We start from the raw sequence: 15,612 nt of genomic DNA on the forward strand, positions 1-15,612 counted from the left end.
GTTTGACGCGTTCCGCCTCTCGCTCGGCGGGCGACGCACGGCGTGCGCCCGCCGCTGCCCCACTGTCGGTGCGCGCGCCTTTGGGCTGCCCGGGGTTTCCTGTGCCTGCACCGCCCTTCGTCGGGCGGCCCTTGTCGGCCGGCTGCGCAGGCGGCTGCGGCTGGCCCGTCCTCACGGGATTCCTGGGGTCGGAAGTTTGCGACGTGCCTGCGGTTTGGGCACGCGTCTGCCCCGGCGCCGTCACTTTCGGCTTCGGGGGCTGAGATTGTCGATTTCGTTCATCACTTGCCATGGGCGCGCATTATATAATCTGCGCATGTTTGCGCACGTACACCCATGCTGACCGAACCCGACCCCGCCCTCCAAGACGAAGAGACCGCCCATCAAGCCCAGTTCGTGGACTGGCTGCGTTCGGTCGCCCCCTACATCCATGCATTCCGTGACAAGACCTTCGTGGTCGCCTTTGGCGGCGAACTGGTCGCGGCAGGCGGACTCGACTCCCTGATTCAGGACGTCGCGCTGCTCTGCGCCATGGGCATGCACATCGTGCTGGTGCACGGCTCGCGACCGCAGGTCGAAGAGCAGATGCGCCTGCGACATATCGAATCGCACTTTGCCCAGCAGTTGCGCATCACGGATGCCGCCGCACTCGAAGCCGTGAAGGAAGCCGCCGGCGAGTTGCGTCTGGACATCGAGGCGTCGATCAGCCAGGGGCTGCCGAACACGCCGATGGGCAACGCACGCATCAGCGTGGTGTCGGGCAACTTCGTCACGGGCCGCCCGGTCGGGATCGTCGACGGCGTGGACTTTCAGCACACGGGCGTGGTTCGCAAGGTCGACGCGGAATCGATTCGCCTGTCGCTCGCGAACGGCAAGATCGTGCTGCTCTCGCCCCTCGGCTTCTCGCCGACCGGGCAGTCGTTCAATCTGACGATGGAAGACGTAGCGTCGTCGGCAGCGATTGCGCTGCGCGCGGACAAGCTGATCTTCATCACCGAGACGCCCGGCGTTCTCAACGAATACAACGAGTTGCAGCGTGAATTGACGCTCGAAGACGCCCAGCGCATGCAGTCGCAGGGCACGATCGACCGCGACTCGGCGTTCTATCTGAAGTATGCGACGCGCGCCTGCCGCGCCGGCGTGGGCCGTGCCCACATCGTGCCGTTCTCGCTCGACGGCAGCATGCTGCTCGAACTCTTCTCGCACGATGGCGTCGGCACGATGATCTCGTACGAGAATCTGGAAAGCCTGCGCGAGGCGACCATCGACGACGTCGGCGGTATCCTGCAGCTCATCGAGCCGCTGGAATCCGACGGCACGCTGGTGCGGCGCGGCCGTCACCAACTGGAGCGCGACATCGATCATTTCTCGGTCATCGAGCACGATGGGCGCCTGTTCGGTTGCGCCGCGCTCTACCCGTATCCGACGGAGCGCATCGGCGAGATGGCCTGCCTGACGGTCGATCCGGAAGCTCAGGGATCGGGCGACGGCGAACGTCTGCTCAAGCACATCGAGCAGCGCGCCCGCGCGCGTGGTCTGGAGCGCCTGTTCGTGCTCACGACCCGCACAGAGCACTGGTTCCTCAAGCGCGGCTTCGTCAAGGCAGGCGTCGACGATCTGCCCGCCGACCGGCGCCGGCTCTACAACTGGCAGCGCCGCTCGCTGGTGCTCATCAAGAAGCTGTAATTTCAGGAGGGTCAGGGTCGGCGCGGCAAGGGTTCAACCACCGCCCTTGCATCGCGCGCCCCTGTCCCCATATCCGGATATCGGCCAGCGCTTCGACTCACCGGCCGCCCTTACCACGGCGGCAATCCGGTGACCGCGCGCCAGCCACCCATTCACACACATACGACGATCACGAAGGAGTCCCCTCATGGCCCGCATGGTTCAATGCATCAAGCTCGGCAAAGAAGCCGAAGGTCTCGATTTCCCCCCGATGCCCGGTGAACTTGGCAAACGCCTCTGGGAAAGCGTCTCGAAGGAAGCCTGGGCCGGATGGCTCAAGCAACAGACGATGCTCATCAACGAGAACCGTCTGAACATGGCCGATCCGCGCGCCCGCCAGTACCTCGTCAAGCAAACCGAGAAGTATTTCTTCGGCGATGGCGCCGACGTGGCGCAAGGCTACGTGCCGCCGCCGGCCGCTGCCGAGTAAGAACCCGCTTCGGGGGCAGGACTTGGGGGCGTGTCATTCGGCGCGCCACCATTGCCCTTCGAACGCGCCCCGCAGTGGTGACAGAAGTGCGCAAACGCGTTCTTGCGCGTCTTGCACGTGCCGCAATGGTCGAACAGGCAAATGCCGCAGTGCACGCAATAGTCTCGATCCGGGTCGTCCAGCTTGACCGGCCGCTCGCATCCCGGACACACCGACTTCGCCAACCTCGCCTGCGCCAGATCGTATGACAGCGTCTTGCGACGCTCCTCGTCCGGCAATTGCTCTTCAGCCTTCTGCCGCGCGAGATAGCGCTGTAACGAGACGATCGCGTATCGACCGATCAGTACCGTGAGAACGATACCGACGAGGTACCGCACGTAGCCGCCGTAATCCGGCAGATAGGGCACCAGTTCGACGAAGAATGCGAACAGCGCGAAGAAGATGAAGCCCCACACGAACGGCCACCACGTGCTCTTGCGCTGACGCACGAAAAGCCAGCCGGCAATCGCGAGCAACGGCAGCGTCAACGCCAGCCGGATGCCGAACACCTTCAATTCCTGCGAACGCTGCACCGCCGCCAACTGCTCGCTCGCCGCTTCGTTCAGGGCAAAGCGCGCCTCGCGCGTCGATTGCACCGCACGTTGCGCCTCCAACTGCTTCGACTCCAGGCTGTCGACCTGCGTCTGCGCGTCGCGCTCGGCAGCTTTGAGCGTATCGAGCGCCCGGGTGCGGGAGATGAGTTCGGCGTCCTGACTGGCCTGCGCGGTGGCCGTTCGTGTCGCCACCCAGTCGTTGAACGACTCGCGGGCATTGCGATAAGCCGTACTGCGCGCCTTGAGTTGCAGGCGCGCTGTCTCCAACTGGCTTTCGACATCTTCCAGTTGTGTCTGCGCCTGTTTGATCGCCGCATCGGCGCGTTGGGCCTGCGCGACATCGACGAAGGACGCCAGTGTCGGGGGCGCCGCCACGCCAGGCAATTTGTCGACGACAAGACCGCCGAGGCCAATGAGAAACGCCGCGAACAACACGGCGATCAGCCAGAGGCCGCGGCGGAACCAGGTTTCGGGAAGACGACGGGATCCAGCCATCCTGCCCTCCTGAGATCAGTCTTTGTAGTGGATCGTACGAACGCCCGACGGCGTACCCATGAGGGTAAGGTCTGCGCCGCGTTGTGCAAAGAGGCCGACCGTCACCACGCCGGGGATCTGGTTGACCTTCGTCTCGAAGGCGACCGGGTCGATGATCTGCAAGCCGTGCACGTCGAGAATCGCACAACCGTTGTCGGTCATGTACGGGCTGCCGTCGGCGCGCACACGGGCCTGCGGCTTGCCGCCGAGCGCTTCGAGCGCACGGGCGACACTCGCCTGCGCCATCGGAATCACTTCGACCGGCAACGGGAAGACGCCGAGCACGGCGACTTCCTTGGAGGCGTCGACCACGCAGACGAATTCGCGCGCCACGGACGCCACGATCTTCTCACGCGTGAGCGCCCCGCCGCCGCCCTTGACCATATGGCCCAGTGCGTTGATCTCGTCGGCGCCGTCGACATAGACGGGCAGGCTGTCGATCTGGTTGAGGTCGAACACCTCGATGCCGTGCTTGCGCAGACGCTCGGTGCTCGCTTCGGAGCTGGAGACCGCGCCGCGATAGCGGCTCTTGTGCGCGGCGAGCGCATCGATGAAGCAGTTGGCGGTGGACCCGGTGCCCACGCCGATCACGCTGCCCTCGGGCACGTGCTGGTTCACATAGTCGGCCGCTGCCTGGCCAACCAAGCGTTTGAGTTCGTCCTGGGTCATGGGGATTTCCGGCAAAGTTTGGTAAAGTCGGAAGTTTACCGGAGTCGGGCGTGGCGCGCCGTTTTTCGTCGCCCGGCATGCCTCATGTCACGCAGTGCATTTCTCGCAAGGCCGCTCTCATGAATCTGCTCGACCAACTCAAGCGTCACACCATCGTGGTCGCCGACACCGGCGATTTTCAGGCGATGGACGCCTACAAGCCGCAAGACGCGACCACCAATCCCTCGCTGATTCTCGGCGCCGTCCAGAAGGACGCTTATCGCCCGATCCTCACACGTGTGGTCGGCGAGCATCGTTCGGCATCGACGGATGAGATCATCGATCGCCTGCTGATCGCCTTCGGTCGCGAAATTCTCGATATCGTGCCCGGGCGCGTATCGACGGAAGTCGACGCCCGCCTGTCGTTCGATACGGCGGGTACGGTCGCCCGCGCCCGCAAGCTCATCGCGATGTACGAAGCCGAAGGCATCGAGCGCAAGCGCGTGCTGATCAAGATCGCGTCGACGTGGGAAGGCATTCGCGCCGCTGAAATTCTCGAGCGCGACAACATCCGCTGCAACATGACGCTGCTCTTCTCACTGGTTCAGGCCGCCGCCTGCGCCGAAGCGGGGGCACGCCTGATCTCGCCGTTCGTCGGACGCATTTACGACTGGTACAAGAAGTCGGCCGGCGCGAACTGGGACGAAGCGGCCAATGCCGGCGAGAACGATCCGGGCGTGCGCTCGGTGGCCAGCATCTATCGCTATTACAAGCACTTCGGCCACGACACGGAAGTGATGGGCGCGAGCTTCCGCTCCACCGGCCAGATCCTGGCGCTGTCCGGCTGCGATCTGCTCACGATCAGCCCGGCGCTGCTGGAACAACTGCGCACCACCGAAGGCGAAGTCAAACGCCAGCTCGATGTGAAGGAAGCGCGCAACGCGAGCATCGAACGCGTGAAGACGGACGAACCCTCGTTCCGCTTCGCACTGAACGACGACGCCATGGCCACCGAGAAGCTCGCTGAAGGCATTCGCGCCTTTGCCGCCGACGCCCTCAAGCTCGAAGCGTTGATCGCCGCAGCGCGATAAATCAACGCGAAAGTCAACGCGATATACCTCGCAATAACGCACGCGCCGCGGCCATGGAGCCGCGCGCGCGGCAATGACTTCCCCCAAACCACGGCGTTACGGCATCCCGCTACCTTACAGCGGCCAAGTCTGCCGCAACCGACACCCTCGCTGAGCGATTTCCGAAAGGTCGCACACCTCCCCCTCGCAACACTCGCGACACCTCAACTCTCTTCGGTGTGTTTCGCCCGGCGTGCGCTGCATCGTCTCCGATGACGACCACCGAGCGTTCCCATTCCGCCACCCATCACCATGGTTTCTCCGACGTCTCCTACGACTTCAACCGTCTCAGAGCAGGTTCAGCGTGCTGTCGCAACGGCGACGCACACCGCCAAACACTTCAAGAAACGACTGGTCAGTGAATTTCTGAACGCGCCGCGAGAGCTACGGCCCTCTCAGTGCGGCCCCACCCTTCGCCTGAGCGCATCGCCACCGACCCTGGGATCACTCGTTCGCCCAATTGCGATCCATCGCACCAGCCCGCACGACGTCAGCTTGCAAGCCGCGCTCGATCTCAGTCCGGCAAGCCGGCAATGCGGTGCATCGCAGCGACCGCTCGATTTGAGCACTACCGCCCCCGGGATGTTGTCAGTGACGGTCGAGCATCATTTGACAACGCGTCGCCTTGTCGCAAGCGCGGCAGCCGGGCGCGCACCGTCCTCCAGCGAAGACGAGGATTCACCGGAGTGCCGACCCGAGACCATCGACGGCCCTGTTCGAAGCGAATCTGTCGAGGCCGTCGAAATCCCCGAAACGCTGGCAATGTCCTGCCCCTCACTGACGAAAGCGCTGTCTGCTCCGGGCGGGGCAGCGTTGAACGTGACACAGGCGAACAGGCCCCTGGCGCCGATCGTTGCGCTGCGAAGCGCATTCGATCCGCTGTTCCACGACGCCAGCGCCATCATCTTCCAGAAGATCATGGGTGCCGATGTCGTTCACAAGACGCAAGATGGCTGGAACATCGCGACCCCGTCGGGCGCCATCGCTGCGCAAGAAAAAATCCGCGCAGAGAATTTGATGTACGTGATGTACAACACGCAGGACGGCACCACGATCTACTTCGCTCAGGAACTCGATCCGGCTACGAAAACATGTCCTCGGTTGCCAATCCACTACAAGAGCGCCTTTGGCGAGGCGGACACCGTCGTCGAGGGTAAGGTGACCATCGTCGACGCCCGGCGCGTCGTCCACAATGCGCCGTCGTCGTTCTATCGCGTCAACGACACCGAAAACACGGCCAGGCCAGTGCACCCCAGCGCGGAAAACGTGATCGTCGAGGCCATGAGAATCAACAAGAGCGTCGAGCAAATCGAATCGCGCCTGTACGTCGGTCGCATGATCGATACGGAACGAGACTGCCATCACCTGTTCTCGACACTTCGTACGCTCGTGAATCGCAGCATCGAATATGTTTATCTGAGAGACGCCGGCGTCCGTTATGTGAATAGCGACGTCCCCACCATCGCGCGACTCCAGGCGCTGGCAGTCGCAGTGAACACGCTCCGCGATATGAGAATCGTGGGAGACATCACGACGATGAAGCAGGCGGCGCAGGCGCTGCTGCAAGAACAGCATGTGACGACGCTATCCAAAGGGCTCGAGCATTTGAGGGGCGACTCCAGAACGTCGGCCGAACTGTCCCAACGCATGTCCCTCGCATACATCGAACTGCTGAGCGCTCTGGTGAATGCTCAGGTACTCTGCCCGACGGAGGTCTGGCGCATGCTCGCGACCGATGCGGGATGCCACCTCTCTTCCATGGTCGGGCGCCGGGCCAGATATGTGCGACAGTTCGGCGACACTTATGTCGCGATGCTCGACACGCTATTTGGACATGGCATCGAAGCCTCCAGCATTCTTAGCATTCTCGTCGCCACCCAGGCGTCTGGAATGGAAGGCTTTGCGAGGGAACTCTGCGCACGCTCATACCGGGACGATGCAGGATCTCTTCCAAAGGAATTCGAGAAGATATTGCTGAAAAAGGGCTACATCAACCCGACCGCGCTGACGACCAGCGCTTCGCGCCGCAACGTTATCGCCGTACGCCCGTTGAAGTTCGGTCCGAATGCCCGGAAATCTGCCGAAATGCAAAACATTGAGGGAAGCATCAGCCTCGATCATGCGCTCGACAAAACGCGTGCAATTCTCTGCAAAGACGTTCTCGACAAAATCAGTCTCATCAACCTCGACAAGATACTGCGACCACGAATGCCTCGGGTCACGTCGGCCGATGAGGCGCAGGTTTCCCGCTGGGTCAATTCGGCCGCACGCAAAGTCTGGAAAGAGAAATTTCCTTCGGAAAATCCGCCGCCGAAATTGATCGATATCATCGTCAGCGAAATTCTCCCTGGATTTCGACGTGACATGACCGAACTCCGAACCGCCGCGGTGAACCAGATTATCGAGAGGGCAATTCAGCAATTCGGCGAATTCCTTGCCCGGCACCCGGATGCGACCGCCGAAGCATTGTCCACCGAGAAAGACAGCATCATGGATAGTGCACTCCAGCGCTATCGGCGGATGGTCGCCGGGGAAGATCTTCCCCTCGACTCGCCGAGCACCGACGACGTAGACAGTCACCGGGAGGAGGCCACGAAGGCGCCGTCCGCTACCGCGACGACTGCGCCCTGCGACGATGACGAACGGGCACCTCGGCAAACCCATGCGCAAATTTTCGCGTCGACTCAGGCAAACGTTGAGCAGCGCCTCAAGCTTGCGGCCGATTACAAGAGTTCCGAGCAGATAAAAGCGAGGCTTGCTCGACAAATCAAGAATCGCGCGGCAGAAACCGTCGGCCAGCGTACGAAAGAAGAAACCACGACACGCGTCACACAAGCGGTGCAGCAGAGAGCCATGGCGACCACGCAGGTGTACGCACAGCAAGCCATCCTGCAACGAACGCAGCAAGAAGTGAAATCGCGTGCCCAACAGAGCGCAGAACAACGCGTTCAGCAGCAGGTCGTGAGTCGCTGGGTGCATGCTACGCAAGAGCATACGCGTCAGGAGGCGCAGCGACGCGCGGCAGAGGCGGTCATGCAACGGCATGACATGCAACAGAAAATCGAGGCGCACGCGAAGGCGGTAGCCACACAGGAAACCGCTGCACGGCAACGCCGCTCGGAAGCGCTCAGCGCCCATTCATCAACACCCTCGACGAGCCGGCAAGGCAGTAGCCAAACACAACCGAGCGCCGTGCACACATTCCCACCGATTCCGCAAGGGCCGGTGGGCAGCACATCAAAGCAGAAATCCTCGAAGGACTCAAGGTCGAATGGCGACAAGATCGCGATGACCGGTTGATGCCACCGACAGACATCTCGCACAAAAAGCTTGAGCAAGTCCGGGCCGGATATCGGCCCGGGTGACGATGCCCAAAGCAGACGTCGGTGAGACCTGCATCGCCGAGACGCGACAACACCGTGTCGCAGCGACGTCACTATTGAGCGATTTCGGAAAGGTCCTGTTCGGGTCACCCGCAACACTCGCAAGACCTCAACTCCCGTGGACGTCCCACTCGATTCGGCATACGTAGTCAAACCGTCTGCCACCGGACACTGACGTCCCCTCTACACACACCATGCCGTTGAATACGCCGATAGCCTCGGGCACCACGTCAAGCGCACAAGTGCAACGCTCGGAGACCTTTGAAGCACGAAGCAAACTCCCCCTTAAGAAACGATATTCACTCGACATCATGTCGAATCCGCGCGTCGTGACGCCCCAAACCGAATGGCCGCAGATGCAACTTCGCTCACGCAGCGCGTCGATGGATTCGCTTGTCCGAGCGGCGATCACGCCGGACGCCCCTGCCGCGCCATTCAATGCACAGTCGAACCGGGACTCACATGGCTTTTCTCGCCTGTTGGGCTCCGACTCTCCAGGCGTCGGGCCTGGCAATGAAACACTGACACTCAATTACGAGCTCGAAGGGAACACCGACGCTCGAACCGAGCCACAACCCGCGTCACCCCCGCCCCTCTACCAGCGCGATGTGACATGCCTTGCCGATCTGGCGCCCCTGATCCGGCTTACGCTGACCGAGGGCTATGACATATCGCCAGGCCCAGGCCCCTCCGGCCTGACCTCCCCGCGGCCGGAACCCACGGAGCTTGCCGTACGTCGGATGACATTCGATCCCAGCAAGCACGCCATCGTGCCCCAGATATTCCAGGCAATTCTGGGCCCCAAGGACGTGAACATGGCCGACGGCACGTGGAACATCGGAAGCCGGCTGGGGGTGATCGATCTGCAATCGCGCGCGGGCGTGGGTGACATCATGTACGTTGCCTTTTGCACCGGCGCTACCACGTGCGTCTACTTCGCCAGGGAAATCGATGCACACGAGGGAACGGCGCCGCTGCTATGGATTCATGGACAACTGGGCACGGGAAACACATTGTTCGATGGCCAACTGATGGTGATTGACGCTCGCAATCGCGTGAATAATGTCAGAGCGGTCAACCGGAGTTCCGCGTTCGCACGTGCGGGCAACGTGACAGGCACGCTGCCGCCCGAGATGAAGCCGGCCGAAGATGTCATCGCGCAAGCCATCGCCATGGACGACATGCCATCGAAGATCACCAGCCGCGTGCTTGTCGGCCGTCTGGTCGACAACGAAGCCCCGGACCGCGATCCATTTCCGGCCTTGCAGGCCGTTATGCCCCGCCCGCTCGATTACGTTTTCCTGCTAGACGACAGTGTTCGTGTCGTCAACAGCAACTTCGCCACGGTCAGAGAGTTTCAACACGTGGCCGTTGTAATGCATCAATTGCGCGATCAATTGGATGCCGGCGATCGTGCCCTTATCAAGCAAACCGCGAAGCAGCTCTTGAACGACGACATCGTCAAGACACTCGCCCTGGGCCTCAAACATGCCAACGGCGATTCACCAGCGACGGCCCAGCTCTCCATCAGATGCACCACGGAGTACCTCCAATTGCTGGCCAAACTGCTGGACAACGAACTCTTGGCGCCAAGGGAGGTTTGGGAGATGTTCGATAGCGACGAAGGCTATCAGCTCTCGTCGATGACCGGAATGAGAGCCAGCTTTCACGAACCGCTTGGCGAGGCCTTCATCAACGCGATGGACGCTCTGGTCGACGCTGGGGTGTTGTTAAGGTCTATCAAGATCCTGTTGCTATCCCGAGATAGGTTGGGAAACCGTGGGTTCATGAAAGAACTCTGGCCCGATCGGCGCATAAACCAACCACCACACGCCCTCAAGTTCAGACAGCAGATGTTCAACAGGAAATATATCTACGAATCGACGTCGTTCGCCTCAAGGTTCAACCGGCGGGCGATGGTCGAGCGTGGCTTCGATATTCGCCAGGTCGATTCGCGCAAACCCCCATCGCATCATCACTTGAGACAGCAGCCTGCGAGACACTGGCTCGATCAGCTCTGCCGTCGTCTGACGCATTCGGCCATGGTCCGGATGGCGAGCACTGCGTGCGGCAACCATCTGAACAAGCGTCTGACGGAATACACGGACGGTGAGATTCACGAATTCCGCAATATGGTCAAAAAAGCCGTAGTCAACGCCTGGCACCAAAAGATGCCGGGTGAGACACCGCCGTCGAGAACCGTCGATGATATCTGCGCAGATACGATGCCCTCCTACCGTCGCGCCCTGACGGACGCACGCATGGAATGCGTGAACGCGATCAAGCAGCGCGTGCTCGATGCCTACCGGACGTTTCTGACCCGGCATCCCGACGCGACGCAAGATGAAGTGGAGAGCCAATATGAGGCGCTCTGGCGCGCCGCGTTTGACGAATATGGCGTAACGGTGCTCGGCACAGAGTCGCAATCCGGGGAATCGGCGCGAGCGCTGGTAGCGCATGGCAGCGAAAAGGCCTCGACCAGCGCACAGGCGTTGAAAGCGCAGCAGACCGCTGCTGCGGTGTTCACGGCCAGGAGCGCCGCGGCGATGGCGTCGGCAAGCCGCGACGCTGCCGAGCAATCGTCCAGCTATTCTCGGCGTGTTCTCGAGGCGCGCCAGAAAACGCTGCATACACTGAAATCGCAGACCCTGTCGGCGGGAATGGGAGCGGTGTCATGGTTGTCAGATGAGACGCGGCGCAGAACGTTGAAGAACGCACAGAAACAGGCAGCTCAGCAGGCAGCGGAACGATCGTACGAACAGGCCGCACGCAAGACACAGGAGACGGCGACACAACGGGCCAGGGAGCGTGCCACGCAGGCGACCCTGAGCCGGGTGAACGAGGCCAGTCGCATTGCGCAGGAAAAGTCGGCTCGGGAAGCACAGCAAAAGGCGGCACACGCCGCGACACTGAGAGCTCAGGCAGATGCCACGCAAAAAGCCGCCACGCGTGCTCGGGAAGATGCCCAGTTGCGGGCCGAGCGCCAGGCCGATGTGATGGCACGCGCGCGGACTATCGAACAGCAGCGCGAACAGCAGCGTGAACAGCAGCGCGTTCAGCAGGAAAAGGCCAATCGGGATCAGCGCGAACTTCAGCAACGCTTCGACCGCCTGGTCGCACCTGAGTATCCGTCTCTGCCGTCGGGCGGCATCGGCAGCGCGCACAGTTCGCAGCACTCGATCGGTGACTTGCAGACGGGCGCAGGCCGGAGAAGTCCAGCCACCCCGAGCTGAGATCGCCTGCACCCCGGCGGCACGGGGCGCAGGTCCGGATCAGGACTTCGCGCCCTTCGCTGCCGCTGTACGCTGACGAACAGCTTCATACAGGCAGACGGCGCTCGCCACGGAGACGTTCAGGCTTTCGCAGCCACCGGCCATCGGAATGCTCATGAGTTCGTCGCAGGTTTCGCCGACGAGGCGTCGCATGCCTTCGCCTTCGGCGCCCATGACGATCGCCATCGGGCCGGTGAGCTTCGTGCCGTAGATGTCGGCGGGCGCGTCGTCTGACGTGCCTACGACCCAGATACCGCGGTCCTTGAGTTCGCGCAGCGTGCGCGCGAGATTTGTCACCATGATGTACGGCACCGTCTCGGCCGCGCCGCTGGCGACCTTGGCGACGGTGGCGTTCAGGCCAACGGCGCGATCCTTCGGGGCGATCACGGCATGCGCGCCGGCCCCGTCTGCCACACGCAGGCAGGCGCCGAGGTTGTGCGGATCGGTCACGCCGTCGAGCACGAGCAACAGCGGGTCGCCCGAAATCCCGTCGAGCAGTTCATCGAGGTTGAGCGCCAGCGACACTTCCTGCGCCTGCGCGACGACACCTTGATGGCGCGACGATCCGGCCATCCCGTCGAGGCGCTTGCCGTCGGCCTGAATGACCTTGATCTTGACGCCCGGGGCGTTCTTGAACGACTCCACTGCTTTGAGGAAGTCCGTCATGCGGCGATCGCGGCGGGTCGGGTCGTAATAGATTTCTTCGATGCTGGTTGCATCGTGACGCAAGCGCGCGGTGACGGCATGAAAGCCGAACAGCAATTTCAATTTACTCATTTTGCATCCTCAAAATAGCGTGTGCCTTCGGCGCTGGACAGGCCCCAAAAGCACCGCGGCGGCGGGAGCCCGTCAAGGCCGCCGCCGCCGCACTTCATCGCGGGTACCGATGCCGGTCATCGCCGACAAAGGCGCCCATATTACTGCAAACGGCTCGCCTCATATCGCAAACGCATGGCTTGCTTACCGGCGCGGCTTCTTCGCCTGACCTCCCTGCCCGCCCTGACCGCCTTGCCGCTTGGCCGGCGCTTTTCCACCGGAGTGCTTCGCAGGCGCGGCGCCGCGATCGGCGCGCGCTGCTTTCACCTTTGCGGATTTCGGCTTGGCCGGACGCTTGCCCGCCGGTGCAGGTTGCACGCCGTTGAGCAACGCCCCGCCCTTGGGCAGTTGACGAATGGTCGGGCCCGGGCTGGCCGAACCGGCGACGCCGGGCGTGCCGGCAGCCGGTGACGGCGCAGGTGCGCCACCGCGCTCGCTGCGTCCGGACGTCTTCGCCAGTGAGCGGGCGTTCGGCTCGCGCACGAGGCGGAAGTCGATCTTGCGCGCGTCGAGATCCACGCGGCTCACCTGCACGCGAACGCGATCGGTGAGGCGGTAGCGAATGCCAGTGCGTTCGCCGCGCAGTTCGTGACGGACTTCATCGAACTGGAAGTAATCGCTGCCGAGTTCCGTGACGTGGACGAGGCCTTCGATGAAGAGATCGTCGAGTTGCACGAAGATGCCGAACGACGTGACGGCGCTGACCGTGCCGCCGTACTCCTCGCCGAGCTTGTCACGCATGAAGTAGCACTTGAGCCAGGCTTCCACATCGCGCGACGCTTCATCGGCGCGGCGTTCGTTGGCGGAGCAATGCAGGCCGAGTTCGTCCCAGATGGCATCGCGCTTCCTGGCGGCCGGCGACTTCTTGTTCTTCGCAGCATCGTCGTCTTTCTGAAGCTTGCGCGCGTGCGGCGACAGGCCCGTCGTCAGCTCCACGCCTTCGGGCACTTCCGGCTCGTACTTCTTGCCCGCGAGAATCGCCTTGATGGCGCGGTGCGTGAGCAAGTCGGGGTAGCGTCGGATCGGGCTCGTGAAGTGGGTGTAGGCCGGATAAGCGAGACCGAAGTGACCGATGTTGTCCGGGCTGTAGACGGCTTGCTGCATCGAGCGCAGCAGCATCGTCTGGAGCATGGGGGCATCGGGACGCGACTCGATCTGCGTCATCAGTTCCGAATAATCGGACGTGGCCGGTTCGTCGCCACCGCCGAGCGAGAGCCCGAGGGTCTTGAGGAACGTGCGCAGGACTTGGAGGCGCTCGCCCGAGGGGCCGGCGTGAATACGGTACAGGCCGGGTTGCTTGTGGCGCTTGAGGAAATCCGCAGCGCACACGTTGGCCGTGAGCATGCATTCTTCGATGAGGCGGTGCGCGTCGTTGCGTGTGCGCGGCAGGATCTGTTCGATCTTGCCCTGCGCGTTGCAGACGATGTACGTCTCCGTCGAATCGAACTCGATGGCGCCGCGCGATTTGCGGGCCTTTGCGAGCACCTTGTAGAGGTCGTACAGATTCTGGAGGTGCGGCAGCAGATTGGCGCGGCGCTGGGCTTCGGCGCCTTTCGTGTTGCCGAGCACTGCCGCGACTTCCGTGTAGGTGAGACGTGCGGCGGAGTGGATGACGGCCGGATAGAACTGATAGGCCTTCACTTCGCCGTTCGGGGCGATGAGCGCGTCGCACACGAGCACGCAGCGGTCGACGTCCGGGTTCAGCGAGCAGAGTCCGTTCGAGAGCTTCTCCGGGAGCATCGGAATGACGCGTCGCGGGAAGTAGACGGAGGTACTGCGCGTGAGCGCATCGGCGTCGAGCGGGCCGCCGGGGGCGACGTAGTGCGACACATCGGCGATGGCGACGATCAGGCGATAGCCGTTGCTGCGGCCGACCTTCGCGGGTTCGCAGTAGACGGCATCGTCGAAGTCGCGGGCGTCTTCGCCGTCGATCGTGACAAGGGGGACATCGCGCAGATCGATGCGATGACGCAGATCGGGAGCGCGGACTTCGTCGGGGAGTGCACCGGCGGCGGCGAGCGCTTCGGCGGAAAACTGATGAGGCACGCCGTACTTGCGCACGGCGATTTCGATTTCCATGCCGGGATCGTCGATATCGCCGAGGACTTCGGAGACGCGGCCGATCGGTTGGCTGTAGCGGCTGGGGTAATCGGTGAGTTCGACGGAGACGACCTGTCCGACCTTGGCCTTACCTTGGGCGCGGGGCGGGATGAGGATGTCATGGCCGATGCGTTTGTCTTCGGGGGCGACGATCATGACGCCGTTCTCGTTGAGGAGACGCCCGATGACATGAGTATTAGCGCGACTGACGACCTCGACGATGTGGCCTTCCGGGCGGCCGCGGCGGTCATAGCCGGCGATACGCAGGAGGACGCGGTCGTTGTGCATGACCTTCTTCATTTCCTCGTTGGGGAGGAAGAGGTCATCGCCGTCGTCATCGCGCACGGCGAAGCCGTAACCATCGCGGTGGCCGATGACACGGCCGGCGATGAAATTCGAGGGGTGAGTCAGTTGATAGTAACCGCGGCGATCGAGTCGGATCTGGTCATCGCGCTCCATGGCGGCGAGGCGCTTGAAGAAGCCTTCGCGTTCCTGCTTTTTGATGGCGAGGGCTTCGGCGATATCGTTGGCGGACAGCGCGGAGTCGGCGGTGCGCAGGACACCGAGGATTTCTTCGCGGCTCGGGATCGGATAGGGATATTTGCTCAAAGGTCGGTAGCGTTACTGTGCCGGTTGAGTCCGGCCGAGTGGCGCACCATGCGCCCGACGGTCCGTGGAGATGGATGACGCGCGGGGAGCGGCGTCATACAGTCAGGGACAATCATACGGCAAACCTCATGAAAACTGCCACCCGTGCGGAATTTGAGCGTGGTGATCCGGGTGCGTGAGAGAAAAGAAAACTTTTTACACAAATCTGTTGACACTCCCGCGTCCCCTACGCATAATCTCACTTCTTCGCAGCGAGCAAGCAACACAGCGAGCTGCCGGGGCCCAGATGGCGGAATTGGTAGACGCACTAGTTTCAGGTACTAGCGGGTAACACCGTGGAGGTTCGAGTCCTCTTCTGGGCACCAAAAAAAA

Annotated in this window: 9 protein-coding genes and 1 tRNA gene; 6 read left to right on the forward strand and 4 right to left on the reverse strand. The window is 62.4% G+C overall.

The window, feature by feature from the left end; genetic code table 11:
- The first annotated feature begins 336 nt into the window (after nucleotides 1-336).
- Nucleotides 337-1,686 (forward strand): amino-acid N-acetyltransferase, encoded by a 1,350-nt coding sequence (gene argA, locus A9762_RS24815; RefSeq protein ID WP_069344655.1) that lies wholly within the window; start codon nucleotides 337-339, stop codon nucleotides 1,684-1,686.
- 187 nt (nucleotides 1,687-1,873) lie between these two features.
- Nucleotides 1,874-2,155, forward strand: coding sequence for an oxidative damage protection protein (locus tag A9762_RS24820; RefSeq protein WP_069344656.1), 282 nt, complete (start codon nucleotides 1,874-1,876; stop codon nucleotides 2,153-2,155).
- On the opposite strand, the gene A9762_RS24825 is transcribed toward A9762_RS24820, so the two are convergent.
- On the reverse strand, nucleotides 2,125-3,243 hold the full coding sequence (locus A9762_RS24825; protein WP_069344657.1) for a serine endopeptidase: 1,119 nt from the start codon (nucleotides 3,241-3,243) through the stop codon (nucleotides 2,125-2,127). The two genes, A9762_RS24820 and A9762_RS24825, sit on opposite strands and share 31 nt — an antisense overlap.
- Nucleotides 3,244-3,258: 15 nt before the next feature.
- Nucleotides 3,259-3,951, reverse strand: coding sequence for a ribose-5-phosphate isomerase RpiA (rpiA, locus tag A9762_RS24830; protein WP_069344658.1), 693 nt, complete (start codon nucleotides 3,949-3,951; stop codon nucleotides 3,259-3,261).
- Nucleotides 3,952-4,070: 119 nt separating this feature from the next.
- Between rpiA and tal the strand changes: the two genes are divergently transcribed.
- The 3 genes from tal to A9762_RS24845 all read left to right on the forward strand — a co-directional run bounded on the left by tal (nucleotide 4,071) and on the right by A9762_RS24845 (nucleotide 11,676).
- Nucleotides 4,071-5,021 carry a transaldolase gene (tal, locus tag A9762_RS24835; protein ID WP_069344663.1) on the forward strand — a complete coding sequence of 317 codons (951 nt, stop codon included), beginning with the start codon at nucleotides 4,071-4,073 and terminating at the stop codon, nucleotides 5,019-5,021.
- Nucleotides 5,022-5,555: 534 nt separating this feature from the next.
- Nucleotides 5,556-8,360 carry a hypothetical protein gene (locus A9762_RS24840; RefSeq protein WP_139133389.1) on the forward strand — a complete coding sequence of 935 codons (2,805 nt, stop codon included), beginning with the start codon at nucleotides 5,556-5,558 and terminating at the stop codon, nucleotides 8,358-8,360.
- 277 nt (nucleotides 8,361-8,637) lie between these two features.
- Nucleotides 8,638-11,676, forward strand: coding sequence for a hypothetical protein (locus tag A9762_RS24845; protein ID WP_206093620.1), 3,039 nt, complete (start codon nucleotides 8,638-8,640; stop codon nucleotides 11,674-11,676).
- Nucleotides 11,677-11,715: 39 nt separating this feature from the next.
- Here A9762_RS24845 and rlmB read toward each other — a convergent pair whose 3' ends face one another.
- A complete protein-coding gene (gene rlmB / locus A9762_RS24850) occupies nucleotides 11,716-12,492 on the reverse strand; it encodes a 23S rRNA (guanosine(2251)-2'-O)-methyltransferase RlmB (protein WP_069344661.1) in 777 nt (258 codons plus the stop codon).
- Nucleotides 12,493-12,675: 183 nt separating this feature from the next.
- Nucleotides 12,676-15,240 carry a ribonuclease R gene (gene rnr, locus A9762_RS24855; protein WP_069344662.1) on the reverse strand — a complete coding sequence of 855 codons (2,565 nt, stop codon included), beginning with the start codon at nucleotides 15,238-15,240 and terminating at the stop codon, nucleotides 12,676-12,678.
- Nucleotides 15,241-15,520: 280 nt separating this feature from the next.
- Here rnr and A9762_RS24860 point away from each other — a divergent pair.
- Nucleotides 15,521-15,605 (forward strand) — tRNA-Leu (locus A9762_RS24860).
- Nucleotides 15,606-15,612 lie beyond the last annotated feature (7 nt).

The organism is Pandoraea sp. ISTKB (assembly GCF_001721285.1).
Lineage (GTDB): Bacteria > Pseudomonadota > Gammaproteobacteria > Burkholderiales > Burkholderiaceae > Pandoraea > Pandoraea capi.